This is a genomic window from Mesorhizobium sp. B2-4-1, from assembly GCF_006442185.1.
Lineage (GTDB): Bacteria > Pseudomonadota > Alphaproteobacteria > Rhizobiales > Rhizobiaceae > Mesorhizobium.
The window spans coordinates 120747-136431 of record NZ_VFVN01000008.1 but is presented as its reverse complement, the minus strand read 5'-3'; the positions used below and the strand labels follow the sequence as shown (position 1 = coordinate 136431).

Below are 15685 nucleotides of genomic sequence, written 5' to 3'. Positions count from 1 at the left end.
AAGGCTAAACGGCTCAGGCAACTCGGCCGGGTGTCCGCATGGATGCTCGGCCGATTTCTTGTGCGGCGTCGATGAAGGCCCTCAGCTTCGGCGCCATCGAAGCCCGGCGCGGAAAGTAAAGGAAAAGGCCGGGCTCCTCGATTGCCGTCTTTGGCAGGACCTGGACGAGGCGTCCTGCGGCAAGATCGGCGCGTACAAGCGGCTCGAACACATAGGCGAGCCCGACCCCTGCAAGCGCAAGATCGATCGCCGCCAGCGAATCGGTCACGACGGCCGTGCCACGCGTCTCGACGACGACCTCCTTGCCATTGTCGTTCAGATCCCAGCGATAGAACGCGCCGGAGCGGAGAAGCCTGTAGCCTATGCAATTATGGTTCGCGAGGTCGGCCACGTCGCAGGGACGGCCGTGCCTTCCGATATAGTCCGGCGAGGCGACGAGCACGGCCTTGAAGGGCTGCGTCAGCCGTATGGCGGTCATGTCCTGCGCGATCATCTCGCCCAGCCTAATGCCGGCGTCAAAACCTTCCCCGACGATATCGACCAGGGCTTGATCGGCGAAAACCTCGACCGTCACATCCGGATAGCGATCGGCCATGGCTGCGATCACAGGCGTCACCGCCAAAGGGATCGCGATGTTGGAGGCATTGATCCTGAGCAGGCCAGAGGGCCGCCCCTTGACGCCGCGGATGCGGTCCATCCGCTCCGCGATGTCCTGGAGGGCAGGGCCCGTTGTCTCCACCAGTGCCTTGCCGGCTTCGGTCAGCGAGACGCTGCGCGTCGTGCGTGCAAACAGCGGCTGGCCGATGCGCTCTTCCACCAGCCGCACAGCATGGCTGACCGCCGACGGGCTCATGCCGAGCTCGGCCGCGGCAAGCGCGAAGCCGCCCCGTCGCGCCACGGCAACGATGACGGGCAGGTGGGTAAGCAGGTCCCGGTCCATTCATGAATGATATCGCATAGTCTTTGCGAACAATGCAATCTTATCGATGGCGGCCCGTTGACCCACATTGTCCTCGACACAGCGGGCGGGCTGATTTCCTGGAGACGAGACATGAACGCTTTGAAACACGTTCCCTTCGCCGCAGGATTGGCGCTGGCGCTGATCGATGCCGGTGGCGCCGAACCGGCCAGATGGCAGGTGCTTGCCGACGAGCGCGCGGTCATCCGCATCGCCGATGCCATCGACCGCGCCGTCGATGCACAGGACTGGAAACTTGCCCGCAGCTATTTCGCGGATCGGGTTACCGCAGATTTCAGCAGCCTGTCCGGACAGCCGGCGGCCAACATTGCCTCCGACGACCTGATCGGCGCCTGGGCCGGCAACCTCAAGGGCAGCAAGACCAGCCTGCATCTGCGCACCAATCACCAGGTCGTTCTCGAAGCGGACACGGCGACCGTCCTGTCGAACGGCTATGCCTGGAACCGGATGGAAGGCGATGGCGACCCGCTTTGGGAAGTCTGGGGCACATATGAGCACCACCTGACCCGCTCCGGCGCGGGTTGGAAGGTCGACGGCTTCACCTTCCGCGTGACCCATGAGCGCGGCAATCCCTGGGTCAAGACGACACCCGGCCAATAACCCAACATCAAACTCGATCGGAGAATATCATGACCATGAACTACTACACGCTTGGCAATAGCGGCTTGCGCGTCAGCCGGTTGGCGCTGGGCACCATGACCTTCGGCACCGAATTGGGCTGGGGCACTGATAGGGATACAGCCCGCGCAATCTTCGACGAATATGTCGAGGCGGGCGGCAATTTCTTCGACACGGCCGATCTCTATACCGGCGGCACCGCCGAGACCTGGCTCGGCGAATTCGTCGCCGAGCGCGGATTGCGCGACAAGGCGGTGATCGCCACTAAATTCACCTTCAATTCAGAACCGGGCAATCCGAACGCCGGCGGCAATGGCCGCAAGAACATAATGCGCGCCGTGGACGCCTCTCTGAAGCGGCTCGGAACCGACTATATCGACCTCTATCTCATGCATGTGTGGGACAGGCTGACGCCGGCCGAGGAGGTGCTGCGCACGCTGGACGACCTGGTGCGCGCGGGCAAGGTGCGCCACGTCGGCCTTTCCGATGTGCCGGCCTGGTATGCGGGGCGGGCGCAGGCGATCGCAGAATTGCGCTGCTATGAGCCGATCTCGGCCCTGCAGCTCGAATATTCGCTGGCCGAACGCTCGATCGAGCATGAGTTCGTGCCTTTCGCCACGCATCATGGCGCCGGCGTCATGGTTTGGAGCCCGCTGGCCAGCGGCTTGCTCAGCGGCAAATATCGCCCGACGCAAGCCGGCAATGCCGGCCGGCTCGACGGTTTCCGCAACACCACGCATCCGAGCTTCCGGAAATTCAGCGACCGCAATTGGGCGATCGTGGCCGAGCTCGAAAAGGTGGCCGCCGAACTCGGCCGCAGCATGGCCCAGGTGGCACTCAACTGGGTGGCGACGCAGCCCGGCGTCGCAACCGTCATCCTGGGCGCGACCAAGCTCGCGCAACTGCAGGACAACCTCGCGGCGCTGGATTTTTCGATTGCCCCCGAACTCCGCAAGCGGCTGGATTCGGTGAGCAGCATGCCGGCGCCGTTCCCGCATTCCTATTTCGGGCCCGAGATCCAGGTCAGGGTGGCCGGCGGTGTCGTGACCGGCGACAAGCCCTCCGGCTATTCGCCGCAGGTTCTGGTGGAAGGCGAGGCGGTCAGCATCAGCAGCAACTGATCGAAAAAGCCTGGGATTTTGCGCAAGGGCGCGGCGTGACATCGCCGCGCCCTTCGTGTATCGGGTCGAACCATCATGCCAGCGCCGCCAGGCGAAGCGGGGCAGTTTCGCCTCCTGATTTGCCGCGCCGAGATTTTCGAGGACCAGATGACGGTGAAGCCCCTCTACCGACGTGTCTTGCTGAAAGCGTCTGGTGAAGCGTTGATGGGCGAACAGCATTTCGGCATCGACGTCTCGGTCGTCGACCGCATCGCCGGCGACATCGCCGAAGCCCGCGCGCTCGGCATCGAGGTTGGCGTCGTCATCGGCGGCGGCAATATCTTTCGCGGTGTGGCGGTTGCCTCCAAGGGTGGCGACCGCGTCACCGGCGACCATATGGGTATGCTCGCCACCGTCATCAATTCGCTAGCGCTGCGCACCTCGCTGAACAAGATCGGCGTCGATGCGGTGGTTCTTTCCGCGATCGCCATGCCTGAGCTTTGCGAGAGCTTTTCGCAGCGCCAGGCAACCGCCTACATGAACCAGGGCAAGGTGGTGATCTTTGCCGGCGGCACCGGCAATCCGTTCTTCACCACTGATTCGGCCGCGGCACTTCGCGCCGCTGAAATCGGCGCCGACGCGCTGTTCAAGGGCACACAGGTCGACGGCGTCTATTCTGCCGACCCGAAGAAGGACCCGAACGCGACGCGTTTCGAGCGCATCAGCCATGCCGAAGTGATAAATCGCGGCCTTTCCATCATGGATACGGCAGCGATTGCACTTGCGCGCGAAAACAACATTCCGATAATCGTCTATTCGATCCACGAAAAAGGTGGTTTCGGCGATATTCTAAGGGGCGGCGGCCGCTGCACGGTCGTCGCGGACGATTGATCCGGGGCCTGATCGCGGAAAAGGCGAAAACCGGTTTCGAAATCAGGCTCGAACACGGGGCCTTGCCCCGAAAGCAGTGAACCCGCGTCAGACGGGTCGAGGAGACTAAGATGAGTGGTGAGTACGACGATCTCAAGCGGCGCATGGATGGGGCAATCGCCGCGTTCAAGCATGACCTGGCTTCGCTGCGGACCGGTCGCGCTTCCAGCAACCTGCTCGACGCTATCCAGGTGCAGGCCTATGGCACCAGCATGCCGATCAACCAGGTGGCCAATGTCACGGTGCCTGAGCCGCGCATGATTTCGGTGTCGGTCTGGGACAAGTCGATGGTGGGCGCGGTCGATCGCGCCATCCGCGAATCCAATCTGGGCTTCAACCCTATCGTGGACGGCACCAATCTCAGGATTCCGCTTCCGGAACTCAACGAGCAGCGCCGTAAGGAACTCGTCAAGATCTCGCATGGCTACGCCGAGAACGCCCGTGTCGCAGCGCGCCATGTGCGCCGCGACGGCATGGACTTCCTGAAGAAGGCGGAGAAGGACGGCGTCATCAGCGAGGACGATCAGCGCAAGCGCTCCGACCAGGTCCAGAAGCTTACCGACGAAACGATCAGCACCATCGACCACCTGCTTTCCGACAAGGAAGCTGAAATCATGCAGGTTTAGGGTCTGGCCGGCGGCTGGCCCGAAAGCGAGATCATGGCAACGCCCGCGCATGTCGCGATCATCATGGATGGAAACGGACGCTGGGCCAAGGCGCGCGGCATGCCGCGGCTCGCCGGCCATCGCGCGGGCGTAGAAGCACTGCGCAAGACGGTGCGCGCCGCGCCCGATCTCGGCATTTCCTACCTGACTGTCTATGCCTTCTCTTCGGAAAACTGGTCGCGGCCGAAATCCGAAGTCAGCGACCTGATGGGCCTGTTGAAGCTGTTCATTCGCCGCGATCTCGCCGAACTGCACCGCAGCGGCGTGCGCGTCAGGATCATCGGCGACAGGGCAGGGCTGCAGCCCGATATCAGGCTCCTGCTCGAAGAAGCCGAAGCGCTGACGTCGGCCAACGAGGCGCTGACGCTGATCATCGCCTTCAACTACGGCGGACGCGACGAGATCGTGCGCACGGCGCGCAAGCTTGCCTCGGCCGTCGCGCGCGGCGAGCTCGACAGCGAGGCGATCACCGCCGAATCCTTTGCCGGCTGCCTCGACACGCAAGGCGTTCCCGATCCCGAACTGGTCATACGCACCAGCGGTGAGCTTCGCCTTTCCAATTTTCTTCTGTGGCAGGCTGCCTATAGCGAGCTTGTGTTCCTGCCCTGCTATTGGCCCGATTTCAGCCGAGAGCATCTAGCCGAGGCCTTGCGCGAGTTCGCCGGGCGCGAACGCCGTTTTGGCGGGCTGGATCCGCAAGATGTCGCTTCGCGGCCGGCCGCGGGATGAGCAATCTCCAGCTTCGCGTTCTTTCGGCGGTCGTGCTTGCCATCGCGACGCTTGGCCTGACCTGGTTCGGCGGCCTGCCGTTCCGGCTGCTTTCAGCCGCGATTTCGGCGGTGATCTTCTACGAATGGACGCGCATGTCTCGCCCTTCCGGGACGACCGGGCTCGGTTTTTTGCCGGAAGCGCTGCTGCTGGTGTTTCTCGGCGCCCTGATCACCGGCCTGCCTGCCTTGTGGCTGCTGCTTCTAGTGGCTGCACTGGTCGCCGTCACGGCCATCGCCGCCCAACTGCGCGGGGCCGGGCAGTGGGATGCCTCCGGCCTTGCCTATGCAGCCGTCTCGGGTCTTTCCCTTGCGCTTCTGCGTGACGGCGACCATTCCGGCCTCGTCGCCATCCTGTTCCTGTTCGCGGTGGTCTGGGCGACCGACATCTTTGCCTATTTCGTCGGCCGGGCCGTCGGTGGCCCGAGGCTGGCGCCGTCCATCTCTCCCGGCAAGACGCGAAGTGGCGCGCTCGGCGGCGCCGTGGGCGGGGTCGTTGCGGGGCTCATCCTGGCCGTCGCCGCCGGTGCGGGCAACCTGCCAATGCTCGGTCTCGTCGCGCTCGCGCTTTCAATCGTCTCCCAGGCTGGCGACCTCCTGGAATCCTGGGTCAAGCGCCGCCACGGCCGCAAGGATTCGGGCGCGCTCATTCCGGGCCATGGCGGCGTCATGGACCGTGTCGACGGGCTTGTCGCGGCGGCTTTCGCCCTATACGTCATCGGCTGGATTTCGGCGGGCGCCGATCAGCCGGCACAGGGGCTGTTTCCCATTTGAACGGCATCGTTCCACGATCGATGCGGGCGCGCCTTGGATTCGCCTGGATTGATGTCACAGTCGCGGCGCAACGGTGTCGCGGAAGAACTGAGGATTTGAGTTGAACGAGATTCTTCACGCGATCTTCGGCATGGAAGGCTTCCTTCTCGGCACGCTCGTGCCCTTCCTGTTCGTGCTGACCGTGGTCGTGTTCGTCCACGAGATGGGCCACTATCTCGTTGGCCGCTGGTGCGGCATCGGCGTCAGGGCCTTTTCGATCGGTTTCGGCCCGGAACTCTTCGGCTTCAACGACAGGCACGGCACGCGCTGGAAGCTCTGCGCCATACCGCTTGGCGGCTATGTCAAATTCGTCGGCGACATGAACGCCACCTCCAGCCAGCCGTCGACGGAAGAGATCGAAACGCTGACCGACGAGGAACGCAAGGTCGCCTTTCACACCCAGCCGATCTGGAAGCGGGCGGCGACGGTGGTGGCCGGGCCGCTGTTCAATTTCCTGCTGACGATCGTCGTCTTTTCGGTGCTGTTTTCAGCCTATGGCCGCTATGTCGCGGAACCCATGGTGGCCGAGGTGACCGCCGGCAGCCCGGCGGCGAAAGCCGGCATCCTGCCCGGCGACCGATTCGTCAGCGTCGACGGCAGCAAGATCGAAACCTTCGGTGACGTCCAACGCCTGGTTTCGGGCCGGGCCGGCGACAGCATCACCTTCGTCATGCTGCGCGACGGCAAGGAAGTGACCGTGACCGCCACGCCGCAGCTGATGGAGCAGCAGGACGCGCTCGGCAACAAGGTCAAGGTGGCCGTGATCGGCGTCGTCAACAACCAGGAACTCGGCCAGCCCAGGCTGATCACCTACAGCCCCGCCGGCGCGTTGGCCGCGGCGGTGGAGGAAACCGGGCACGTCATCCAGCGCACCGGCCAGTTCCTGCAGCGTTTCGTCGTCGGGCGCGAGGACAAGTGCCAGCTCGGCGGCCCGGTGAAGATCGCGGACATGGCCGGCAAGGCGGCGAAGCTCGGCTTCGAATGGCTCGTGCAGCTCGTTGCGCTGCTGTCCGTGGGCATCGGCATCCTCAATCTTTTGCCGATTCCCCCCCTCGACGGCGGCCATCTCCTGTTCTACGGCGTGGAGGCCGTCATCCGCCGGCCGGTGTCGGAACGGATGATGGAAATGGCCTATCGGGCCGGTCTGCTTCTGGTTTTGGGCTTCATGGGTTTCGTATTCTGGAACGATCTGTTTGGATGCTGAAATCATGAAGAAATTTGGCTTCGGGATGGTCGATGTTGAGACGCCGTTTACCATGCACGGGGATATGAGTGACGCGAAAGCCACGCACCAGGGTTAAGTAAATACAAATTAACCAGAAGCCTTGCGTGTAGGGAAAATCCGGTTAATACGGTACGAGAAATTACCGCACGTCCGGTTTTCTCGCCGTGGGGACTACGAGAAAAGGTTATTAAGCCCGATGAAGGCAGCATCCAAGTTTTTGAGCGCCGCTTCCGCGGCAGCCCTGTCCGCGGCTTTGGTCGTGCCAGGTGCGCTCGCAGTGCAGTTCGTTGCCACATCGGCGGCCGAAGCCGCTGTCGTCAGCAGGGTGGAGGTGAGCGGCAACCAACGTGTCGACGCCGATACCATCCGCAATTACATCACCATCAAGCCGGGCAAATCCTTCTCCAGCTCCGACATCGACAGCGCGGTCAAGGCGCTGTTCGGAACCGGGTTGTTCTCGGATGTGCAGATCAATCAGGTCGGTTCGACGTTGGTGGTCAAGGTCTCCGAGTACCAGGTCGTCAACCAGGTGCTGTTCCAGGGCAACAAGAAGCTCAAGGACAACGCGCTTGCGGCTGCCGTGCAGTTGAAGCCGCGCGGCACGTTCTCGCAGGCGGCGCTCGACGCCGATGTAGAGTCGGTCAAGGCCGCCTACAGACGTATCGGCCGTGACGATGCCGCCGTGACCACCGAGGTCATGCAGCTCGGCGACAACCGCGTGAACGTGGTCTTCCATGTCAATGAAGGTGATCGCACGCAGATCGCGGCGATCAATTTCGTCGGCAACAGCGCTTATTCGAGCCGCCGCCTGTCAGATGTGATCACGACCAAGCGCTCGTCCTGGGTTTCGTTCATCCTGCGCGACGACGTCTATGACGACGACAAGCTGCGCGCCGACCAGGAGCTGCTGCGGCGCTTCTACTACAATCACGGCTATGCCGACTTCCAGGTCGTGTCCGCTGTCGGCGAACTTGACAACGCGACCAACAAGTACACGGTCACCATAACCGTCCAGGAAGGCGAGCGTTATACGTTCGGCGACATCAGCGTCGAAAGCACGATTCCGGAAGTCGACTCGAAGGCGCTGGAATCGGTGGTCGAGACCCACAAGGGCGACGTCTACAACGCCAAGAACGTCGAGGACACCATCATTGCCCTGACCGAGAAGGTGGCCGGCTCCGGCTACGCCTTCGCGCAGGTGACGCCGCGTGGCGACCGCAATTTCGAGAATCATACGATTTCGGTGGTCTACACCATCGACCAGGGCACCAAGGCCTATGTCGAGCGTATCGAGATCCGCGGCAACGACCGCACACGCGACTATGTCATCCGCCGCGAGTTCGACGTCAGCGAAGGCGATGCGTTCAACCAAGTGCTGATCCAGCGCGCGAAGAAGCGGCTGGAAGATCTCAATTACTTTGACAAAGTCGAGGTTTCGACGGTGCCCGGTTCGGCGCCGGACCAGGTCGTGCTGGTGGTCGACGTGGTCGAAAAGTCGACCGGCGAATTCTCTGTCGGTGCCGGCTATTCGACCGGTGGGGACACCGCCGGTCCGTCCGTCGAAGGATCGATCACCGAGCGCAATTTCCTCGGCCGCGGCCAGTTCATCAAGGTGTCGGCGGGTGGCGGCAAGAACTCGCGCGATTACAGCCTTTCGTTCACCGAGCCCTATTTCCTCGGGCGCCGTATCGCCGCCGGCTTCGATGTCTACAAGCGGACCAGGGAATACGACGACTACGACAGCGATACGTTGGGCGCGACGGTGCGCTTCGGCCTGCCGATCACCGACAGCATCTCGACCCAGCTGGCGTATAATATTTCCCGGGAGAAGTATGAGCTGGATAACAGTTGCGACGACAACGGGGACGGTGTTCCCGACTCAGGCTGTGATGTTTCCGAGGCTATCTTGGATGGCATCGATCAAAGCCCGTGGATCAAGTCGTCGGTCAGCCTGGGACTAGTCTACAACACCATCGACGACATGAAGAACCCGCATGAGGGTATCTATGCCACCACAACCGTGGAAGTGGCAGGTCTCGGTGGCGATGCAAAGTTCGTAAAGGTGACGGGACGCGGCAGCGTCTATCAGACGCTGTCCGAGCAGTTCGATCTTGTCGGCCTCCTTTCGGGCGGCGCCGGCCATGTCGAAGGCTACGGAAACGACGGCGATCTGCGCATTTTCGATCATTTCCAGAGCACCGACCGCATGATCCGCGGTTTCGCCTATGGCGGCATCGGCCCGATTGCTTCCGGCACCAGCGGCGATCATCTCGGCGGTACCACCTATTTCAACGCCTCGGCGGAAGCGCAGTTTCCGCTGCCGGTCGTTCCGGAGAGCTTCGGCTTGCGCGGCGCGGTCTTTGCGGATGCCGCCACGCTCTACGGCAGCAAGATCGACGACCAGAGCTTGGTCGATCAATCGTCCACTGGCATGCAATGGCGCGCCTCGGTCGGTGTCGGCTTGATGTGGGCTTCGCCGTTCGGCCCGATCCGTATCGACTATGCGATCCCGGTCAAGAAAGAAGCGAGGGACGACGTGCAGGAATTCAACTTCGGCATATCGACCCGCTTCTGACCGGCGGATGACGATGCTCCCGGGTCGTTGAGGTCCGGGAGAAAATGTTCCGATCTAGCTGGATATAGCTTCTGGAATGACCGATCCGGTGTTCTTCGCGCCATCACGCCGGTATACGGCGGGCGAAGTCGCGAATCTGACCGGCTCGGTGCTTGTCGATTCCGGCCAGTCCGGCGTTTTCATCGACGCGCTGGCGCCTGCCAACGAAGGCGGCGAGAATGCACTCGTTTTCGTCGATGGCAAACGCAATTCCGTGCTGATGCCGTCGCTGCGGGCGGCCGCGGTGCTGTGTCCGGCGGAGTTCGCCGGCAAGGCGCCTGCCGCCATCGCCGTCCTTGTACATCCCCGTCCGCAACAGGCATTCGCGCTGGTCGGACGACTGCTGTTTCCGACGGCCGCGACACCTGGTCCGATGACCGGTGAAACCGGTATCTCGCCGCATGCCCATATCGATCCGAGCGCACATGTCGAGGAAGGTGCCGTCGTCGAAGCCGGCGCGGTGATCGGTCCTGCGGTGTCCATAGGCGCCGGCACCGTCATCGCGCCTCACGCCGTTGTCGGCCGTTCCTGCCAGATCGGGCGTGACGGCTATATCGGCCCGGGCGCCAGCGTCCAGTATGCCTTGATCGGCAACCGCGTCATCATCCATGGCGGCGCCCGGATCGGCCAGGACGGCTTTGGCTTCGTTGCCGGCGCCAAGGGGCCGGAACGTGTTCCGCAGATCGGCCGCGTCATCATCCAGGACGACGTCGAGATCGGTTCCAATTCCACCGTCGACCGCGGCGCCATGTCCGACACGATCATCGGCCAAGGCACCAAGATCGACAATCTCGTGCAGATCGCCCATAACGTCCGCATCGGCCGCAACTGCATCGTGGCCGGACTTTCGGGTATCTCCGGTTCCGTCGTCGTGGGCGACAATGTCACCATGGGCGGCGGCGTCGGGCTTGCGGATCACCTGACCATAGGGTCGGGCGCGAAGCTTGCCGCGAGAAGCGGATTCATGAGCAATGTGCCCGCGGGCGAGATCTGGGGCGGCTATCCGGCACAGCCGATGGCGGAAGCCATGCGCGAGATAGCCATGCTGCGCAAGCTCGCCAGGACCCGCAAACAGGGCGAGGGGAGCAATGGCTGACATCACCGGGACGACGCTGGAAGCAGTCGACATATTGGGGCTGATGAAGCTCCTGCCGCATCGCTATCCGTTCCTGATGATCGACCGCATCGTCGACATTGATGGCGACGAATCCGCCACCGGCATCAAGAACGTGACCATAAACGAGCCGCATTTTCAGGGTCACTTCCCCGAGCAGCCGGTCATGCCGGGCGTGCTCATCGTCGAGGCGATGGCACAGACTGCCGGGGCCATCTGCATCCGCAGTCTTCGCACTGAAAAGCCGTCGCTGGTCTATTTCCTGACCATCGACAACGCCAAGTTCCGCAAACCGGTCGTTCCCGGCGATCAGTTGAAGATCCATGTCAAGAAAATCAAGAAACGCGGCAACCTGCTCAAATTCGCCTGTGAAGCCCTGGTCGACGGCAACAAGGCCGCCGAGGCTGAGATCTCAGCCATGATGGTCACCGGCGACTGACAATCGAATGCTTATGAAAATCAAGACATCCATCCATCCTTCCTCCGTCGTGGAGGAAGGCGCTCAAATCGGCCAAGGCGTCCGCATAGGACCGCTCTGTTATGTCGGCGCAGATGCCGTGATTGGCGACGGCGTTGAACTGGTCAGCCATGTCTCGGTGATAGGCGCGACGACGATCGGCGCGTCGACCAAGGTCTATCCGATGGCGATACTGGGCGGGCCGCCGCAGAACACCAAGCACAAGGGCGGCCGCACCACGCTCGTCATCGGCGAGAACTGCACGATCCGCGAAGGCGTCACCATGCATGTCGGCACCGATACCAGCCGCGGCGAAACGACGGTCGGCGACAATGGGAATTTTCTCGCCTACGCCCACATCGCCCATGACTGCGTCGTCGGCAAGAACGCCACCTTCGCCAACGGCGCGACGCTGGGCGGACACTGCGAAATCGGCGACAACGTCTATATCGGCGGTCTCAGCGCCGTTCATCAATTCGTGCGGGTAGGCGACAACGCTTTTCTTGGCGGGTGCTCGGCTTTTGTGGGTGATGTCATTCCCTATGCCATGGCGGCGGGAAATCGGGCCAGCCTGCGCGGCCTCAACATCATCGGGCTCAAGCGCTCCGGTCTGCCAAGATCCGAGATCTATCTGCTGCGCAGGGTCTATAAGACAATATTCGACCGCTCGCGCACCGTTGGCGAGAACATCGAATTCGCCAAGGCGGAATTCGCCACGTCACCGACCGCCATGAAGATCATCGATTTCATCTCCAGTCGCGGCAAGCGGCACTATGCTGTGCCATCGCTCAAGGGGAGCGATGGCGATGACGGCGATGACGAAGACTGAGGCGGCGGCAGCGGATTTCGTTCTCTCGCCGGGGGCCAGGGTCGGCATCGTCGCCGGCGGTGGCAGCCTGCCGGTGGAAGTCGCGCAAGGCCTGGCCGCGCATGGCTACCCGCCCTTCATCCTCTTGATGGAAGGTGAGGCCGACCGCCGGCAGGAGTTGCTCCGATACGAACACGACAGCCTCGCCCTTGAGCAGATCGGTTCACTGGTGGCGACGCTGAAGCGCCACGGCATCACTCATGTGGTCCTTGCCGGCGAAATCAGACGCAGGCCCCGGCTGGCCGACATCCGTCCGAGCCTTGGCTTGCTGGCGATCGTACCATCGGTGATCATGGCGCTGGCGCGCGGCGATGATGGACTTTTGAAGGTGGTGACACGCGGCCTGGAGAAGCGGGGCATCAAAGTGGTCGGCGCGCATGAGGTCGTTCCCGAACTGGCCGCCGGCGAAGGCACACTGACCACGGCGAAACCAAAGCAATCGGACTGGCGCGACATCGAGGCGGCCAGGCTGGCCGCCAAGGCCATCGGCGCGCTTGATATCGGGCAGGCGGCGATTGCGATCGGAGGCCGGGCCATCGCGCTGGAAGGCATCGAAGGCACGAGCGGCCTGCTCGAAAGAGCGCGCGCGCTGCGCGGCCATGGCAGGCTTGCCGGAAAGACCCGCGGAGTGCTGGTCAAATGCGCCAAACCCGGCCAGGAGCTGCGGGCCGACCTGCCGTCGATCGGGCCGCAGACGGTGGAAGCAGCCCATGCGGCGGGGCTTGCCGGCATTGCCGTCGAAGCGGGGCGCTCTCTCATCCTGGAGGGGCCGGCGACGCTGTCGCGGGCGAATGCGCTCGGTCTGTTCATCGTCGGCCTGCCAGCGGCGGAGCCGGCGCATGGCTGACAAGGCGCTGAAGATCGCAATCGTGGCCGGCGAGGAATCCGGCGACCTGCTTGGCGCCGACATCGTGCGTTCGATTAAGCAGTCGACGGGGCGCGAGGTGCAGCTCGTCGGTCTCGGCGGCCGCCATCTGCAGGCGCTCGGGCTGGTCTCGCCGTTCGACGCCGGCGAGATCGCGCTCATGGGCTTCAGCGCCATCCTGAGTGACCTGCCGCGGCTGATGCGGCGGATCAGTCAGCTGGCCAGGACGGTCGCGGATGCGAAGCCCGACTGCCTCATAACCATCGACAGTCCCGATTTTTCCCTGCGCGTGGCCAGGAAAGTGCGCGCGGCCAACCCCACCATCCCGATCATCCACTATGTCTGTCCCAGCGTCTGGGCATGGCGGCCGGGCAGGGCGGTGGCGATGAAGCCCTATGTCGACCACATCCTCTGCATCCTGCCGTTCGAGGTGAAGGAGCTAGGCAGGCTCGGCGGACCGCCAGGGACCTATGTCGGACATCGCCTCACCCATGACGCGGGCGTGCTCTCGGCAGCCAGGACGCAGGCCCAACCGCGGGATCTTTCGCCGGATCGCCTGAAGACGCTGCTCGTCCTGCCCGGCTCGCGGCGCAGCGAAGTGCGGCGGCTGCTCGAGCCGTTTGGGGAGACCGTTTCGATGCTGCGGGCACGCGGGCATCGCCTGCGGCTGATGTTGCCGACCGTGCCGCATGTCGCCGATGTCGTGCGCTCGGCGGTCGCTCGCTGGGACGAGAAGCCCGAGATCATCCTCGACGCTGAGCGAAAGTGGCAGGCCTTCGGCAAGGCTGACGCGGCGCTGATCGCGTCCGGCACGGTTTCGCTTGAACTGGCGCTGTCCGATGTGCCGATGATCTCCTGCTACCGGCTTGACCCTGTTGCGCGCATCGTGGCGCCATATCTCGTTTCGGTCTGGTCGGCGCTGCTACCCAATCTGATATCGGATCGGGCGCTGATCCCGGAATTCTACAACGAGTATGTCAAGCCGAACAATCTGGCCCGCCAACTCGAAGCGCTGTTCGCCGACACAGGCATGCGCAGATGGCAGAAGGACGGGTTCGCCGAGATCGCGCGGCGCATGACAACCGCCAAGCCGTCAGGCGACATCGCCGCGCAGGTGGTGATGGGGTATATCAAGAGAGTGAGTAGTGAGTAGTGAGTAGTGAGTAGGATTACCGCTCTTTCCCTACTGACTACTCACTTTTATTCACTTCTTCCTTTTTACCGCTTCGCGATCGGCACGTAGTCTCGCTCCGGCGCGCCGGTGTAGAGCTGGCGGGGGCGGCCGATCTTCTGGCGCGGATCCTCAATCATCTCCTTCCACTGCGCGATCCAGCCGACGGTGCGGGCGACGGCGAACAGCACGGTGAACATGGTGGTGGGGAAGCCCAGCGCCTTCAGCGTGATGCCGGAATAGAAGTCGACATTGGGGTAGAGCTTCTTCTCGATGAAATAGGGATCGGTGAGTGCGATCTTCTCCAGTTCCATGGCGATGTCGAGCAGCGGATCGTCCTTGATGCCGAGTTCGCCCAGCACCTCATGCGCGGTCTTCTGCATGATCTTGGCGCGCGGATCGTAGTTCTTGTAGACGCGGTGGCCAAAGCCCATCAGCCGGAACGGATCGTCCTTGTCCTTGGCGCGGGCGATGAATTCCGGAATATGATCGACATGGCCGATCTCGCCGAGCATGTTCAGCGCCGCTTCGTTGGCGCCGCCATGCGCCGGGCCCCACAGGCAGGCGATGCCGGCGGCGATGCAGGCGAACGGATTGGCGCCAGACGAGCCGGCGAGCCGAACGGTAGAGGTCGAAGCGTTCTGCTCGTGGTCGGCGTGCAGGATGAAGATGCGCTCCATGGCGCGCGCCAGGACCGGGTTGATCTTGTATTCCTCGCACGGCACGGCAAAGCACATGTGCAGGAAGTTGGCGGCGAAATTCAGTTCGTTCTTCGGGTAAATGAAGGGCTGGCCGATATGGTATTTGTAGGCCATGGCCGCGATCGTCGGCATCTTGGCGATCAGCCGCATCGACGCCACCATGCGCTGGTAAGGATCCGAGATGTCGGTGGAGTCGTGATAGAAGGCCGACAGCGCGCCGACCACGCCGCACATCACCGCCATCGGATGCGCGTCGCGGCGGAAGCCGGTGAAGAAGCGCGACATCTGCTCATGCACCATGGTGTGGCGCGTCACGCGGTAATCGAAATCGTCCTTCTGCGCCTTGGTCGGCAGTTCGCCGTAGAGCAGGAGATAGCAGACTTCCAGGAAGTCGCCATGTTCGGCCAACTGGTCGATCGGATAGCCGCGATGCAGGAGAATGCCGGCGTCGCCATCGATGAACGTGATCTCGGACTCGCAGCTTGCCGTCGAGGTGAAGCCGGGATCGTAGGTGAAGGCGCCGGTGGTGCTGTACAGCGTGGCGATGTCGATGACGTCAGGCCCGACTGAACCACTTCGCACCTTGAATTCGTGCGTCTTGCCGGCGAATTCCAGCTTTGCCGTGGCTTCCTGGGTCTTGCCGCCCAGTTCCCGTCTTGTCGCAGCTTCGGTCATTGCAAACTCCTTCTTGTTTCCTCATGCCGGCAAAGGCAAATTCTGCAAAGCGACACGTCGAAGTCACCGAATGCGCGTATTCGCGACCGCATTTTAGGAAGTGCGTGCCAGATTGGGCCAAGG

Annotated in this window: 15 protein-coding genes; 13 read left to right on the top strand and 2 right to left on the bottom strand. The window is 62.9% G+C overall.

The annotated features are described in order from the left end of the window. Positions 1–13: 13 nt before the first annotated feature. Positions 14–940, bottom strand: coding sequence for a LysR family transcriptional regulator (locus FJ949_RS21010; RefSeq protein ID WP_140498704.1), 927 nt, complete (start codon positions 938–940; stop codon positions 14–16). A 111-nt stretch (positions 941–1051) separates the two neighbouring features. Here FJ949_RS21010 and FJ949_RS21005 point away from each other — a divergent pair, with 111 nt between their 5' ends. From FJ949_RS21005 to lpxB, 13 genes are all read left to right on the top strand, one after another. Further along, entirely contained in the window at positions 1052–1579 is a 528-nt protein-coding gene (locus FJ949_RS21005; protein WP_140498702.1) for a nuclear transport factor 2 family protein, read from the top strand. A gap of 29 nt (positions 1580–1608) precedes the next feature. Then, positions 1609–2718, top strand: coding sequence for an aldo/keto reductase (locus FJ949_RS21000; protein ID WP_140498700.1), 1110 nt, complete (start codon positions 1609–1611; stop codon positions 2716–2718). A gap of 147 nt (positions 2719–2865) precedes the next feature. Then, on the top strand, positions 2866–3588 hold the full coding sequence (gene pyrH / locus FJ949_RS20995; RefSeq protein ID WP_140498986.1) for a UMP kinase: 723 nt from the start codon (positions 2866–2868) through the stop codon (positions 3586–3588). Positions 3589–3698: 110 nt separating this feature from the next. After that, positions 3699–4253, top strand: a complete 555-nt coding sequence (gene frr / locus FJ949_RS20990; protein ID WP_140498698.1) for a ribosome recycling factor — start codon at positions 3699–3701, stop codon at positions 4251–4253. Between the two features lie 33 nt (positions 4254–4286). Further along, positions 4287–5021 carry an isoprenyl transferase gene (locus FJ949_RS20985; protein WP_140498696.1) on the top strand — a complete coding sequence of 245 codons (735 nt, stop codon included), beginning with the start codon at positions 4287–4289 and terminating at the stop codon, positions 5019–5021. Then, the gene (locus tag FJ949_RS20980) at positions 5018–5833 is read left to right on the top strand and encodes a phosphatidate cytidylyltransferase (protein ID WP_140498694.1); all 816 of its coding nucleotides are present in this window, start codon (positions 5018–5020) and stop codon (positions 5831–5833) included. Before FJ949_RS20985 ends, FJ949_RS20980 begins: the two co-directional genes overlap by 4 nt. A 100-nt stretch (positions 5834–5933) precedes the next feature. Further along, positions 5934–7076, top strand: coding sequence for an RIP metalloprotease RseP (rseP, locus tag FJ949_RS20975; RefSeq protein WP_140498692.1), 1143 nt, complete (start codon positions 5934–5936; stop codon positions 7074–7076). Between the two features lie 217 nt (positions 7077–7293). Then, positions 7294–9672 (top strand): outer membrane protein assembly factor BamA, encoded by a 2379-nt coding sequence (gene bamA / locus FJ949_RS20970; protein ID WP_140498690.1) that lies wholly within the window; start codon positions 7294–7296, stop codon positions 9670–9672. Positions 9673–9748: 76 nt separating this feature from the next. Then, complete coding sequence (gene lpxD / locus FJ949_RS20965; RefSeq protein ID WP_140498688.1) at positions 9749–10807, top strand: UDP-3-O-(3-hydroxymyristoyl)glucosamine N-acyltransferase; 1059 nt, start codon at positions 9749–9751, stop codon at positions 10805–10807. Then, positions 10800–11264, top strand: coding sequence for a 3-hydroxyacyl-ACP dehydratase FabZ (gene fabZ, locus FJ949_RS20960; RefSeq protein WP_140498686.1), 465 nt, complete (start codon positions 10800–10802; stop codon positions 11262–11264). The genes lpxD and fabZ overlap by 8 nt, the downstream gene beginning before the upstream one ends. Positions 11265–11277: 13 nt before the next feature. Next, complete coding sequence (gene lpxA, locus FJ949_RS20955; RefSeq protein ID WP_140498684.1) at positions 11278–12111, top strand: acyl-ACP--UDP-N-acetylglucosamine O-acyltransferase; 834 nt, start codon at positions 11278–11280, stop codon at positions 12109–12111. Then, entirely contained in the window at positions 12083–12997 is a 915-nt protein-coding gene (locus tag FJ949_RS20950) for an LpxI family protein (protein WP_140498682.1), read from the top strand. Before lpxA ends, FJ949_RS20950 begins: the two co-directional genes overlap by 29 nt. Then, positions 12990–14168, top strand: a complete 1179-nt coding sequence (gene lpxB / locus FJ949_RS20945) for a lipid-A-disaccharide synthase (RefSeq protein ID WP_140498680.1) — start codon at positions 12990–12992, stop codon at positions 14166–14168. Before FJ949_RS20950 ends, lpxB begins: the two co-directional genes overlap by 8 nt. A 65-nt stretch (positions 14169–14233) precedes the next feature. Here lpxB and gltA read toward each other — a convergent pair whose 3' ends face one another. Next, entirely contained in the window at positions 14234–15562 is a 1329-nt protein-coding gene (gene gltA, locus FJ949_RS20940) for a citrate synthase (protein WP_140498678.1), read from the bottom strand. Positions 15563–15685: the final 123 nt, after the last annotated feature.

Coding starts and splice junctions, on each gene's coding strand:
- FJ949_RS21010 (WP_140498704.1), bottom strand. CDS start 940: ATGGACCGGGACCTGCTTACCCACCTGCCCGTCATCGTTGCCGTGGCG.
- FJ949_RS21005 (WP_140498702.1), top strand. CDS start 1,052: ATGAACGCTTTGAAACACGTTCCCTTCGCCGCAGGATTGGCGCTGGCG.
- FJ949_RS21000 (WP_140498700.1), top strand. CDS start 1,609: ATGACCATGAACTACTACACGCTTGGCAATAGCGGCTTGCGCGTCAGC.
- pyrH (WP_140498986.1), top strand. CDS start 2,866: ATGACGGTGAAGCCCCTCTACCGACGTGTCTTGCTGAAAGCGTCTGGT.
- frr (WP_140498698.1), top strand. CDS start 3,699: ATGAGTGGTGAGTACGACGATCTCAAGCGGCGCATGGATGGGGCAATC.
- FJ949_RS20985 (WP_140498696.1), top strand. CDS start 4,287: ATGGCAACGCCCGCGCATGTCGCGATCATCATGGATGGAAACGGACGC.
- FJ949_RS20980 (WP_140498694.1), top strand. CDS start 5,018: ATGAGCAATCTCCAGCTTCGCGTTCTTTCGGCGGTCGTGCTTGCCATC.
- bamA (WP_140498690.1), top strand. CDS start 7,294: ATGAAGGCAGCATCCAAGTTTTTGAGCGCCGCTTCCGCGGCAGCCCTG.
- lpxD (WP_140498688.1), top strand. CDS start 9,749: ATGACCGATCCGGTGTTCTTCGCGCCATCACGCCGGTATACGGCGGGC.
- fabZ (WP_140498686.1), top strand. CDS start 10,800: ATGGCTGACATCACCGGGACGACGCTGGAAGCAGTCGACATATTGGGG.
- lpxA (WP_140498684.1), top strand. CDS start 11,278: ATGAAAATCAAGACATCCATCCATCCTTCCTCCGTCGTGGAGGAAGGC.
- FJ949_RS20950 (WP_140498682.1), top strand. CDS start 12,083: ATGGCGATGACGGCGATGACGAAGACTGAGGCGGCGGCAGCGGATTTC.
- lpxB (WP_140498680.1), top strand. CDS start 12,990: ATGGCTGACAAGGCGCTGAAGATCGCAATCGTGGCCGGCGAGGAATCC.
- gltA (WP_140498678.1), bottom strand. CDS start 15,562: ATGACCGAAGCTGCGACAAGACGGGAACTGGGCGGCAAGACCCAGGAA.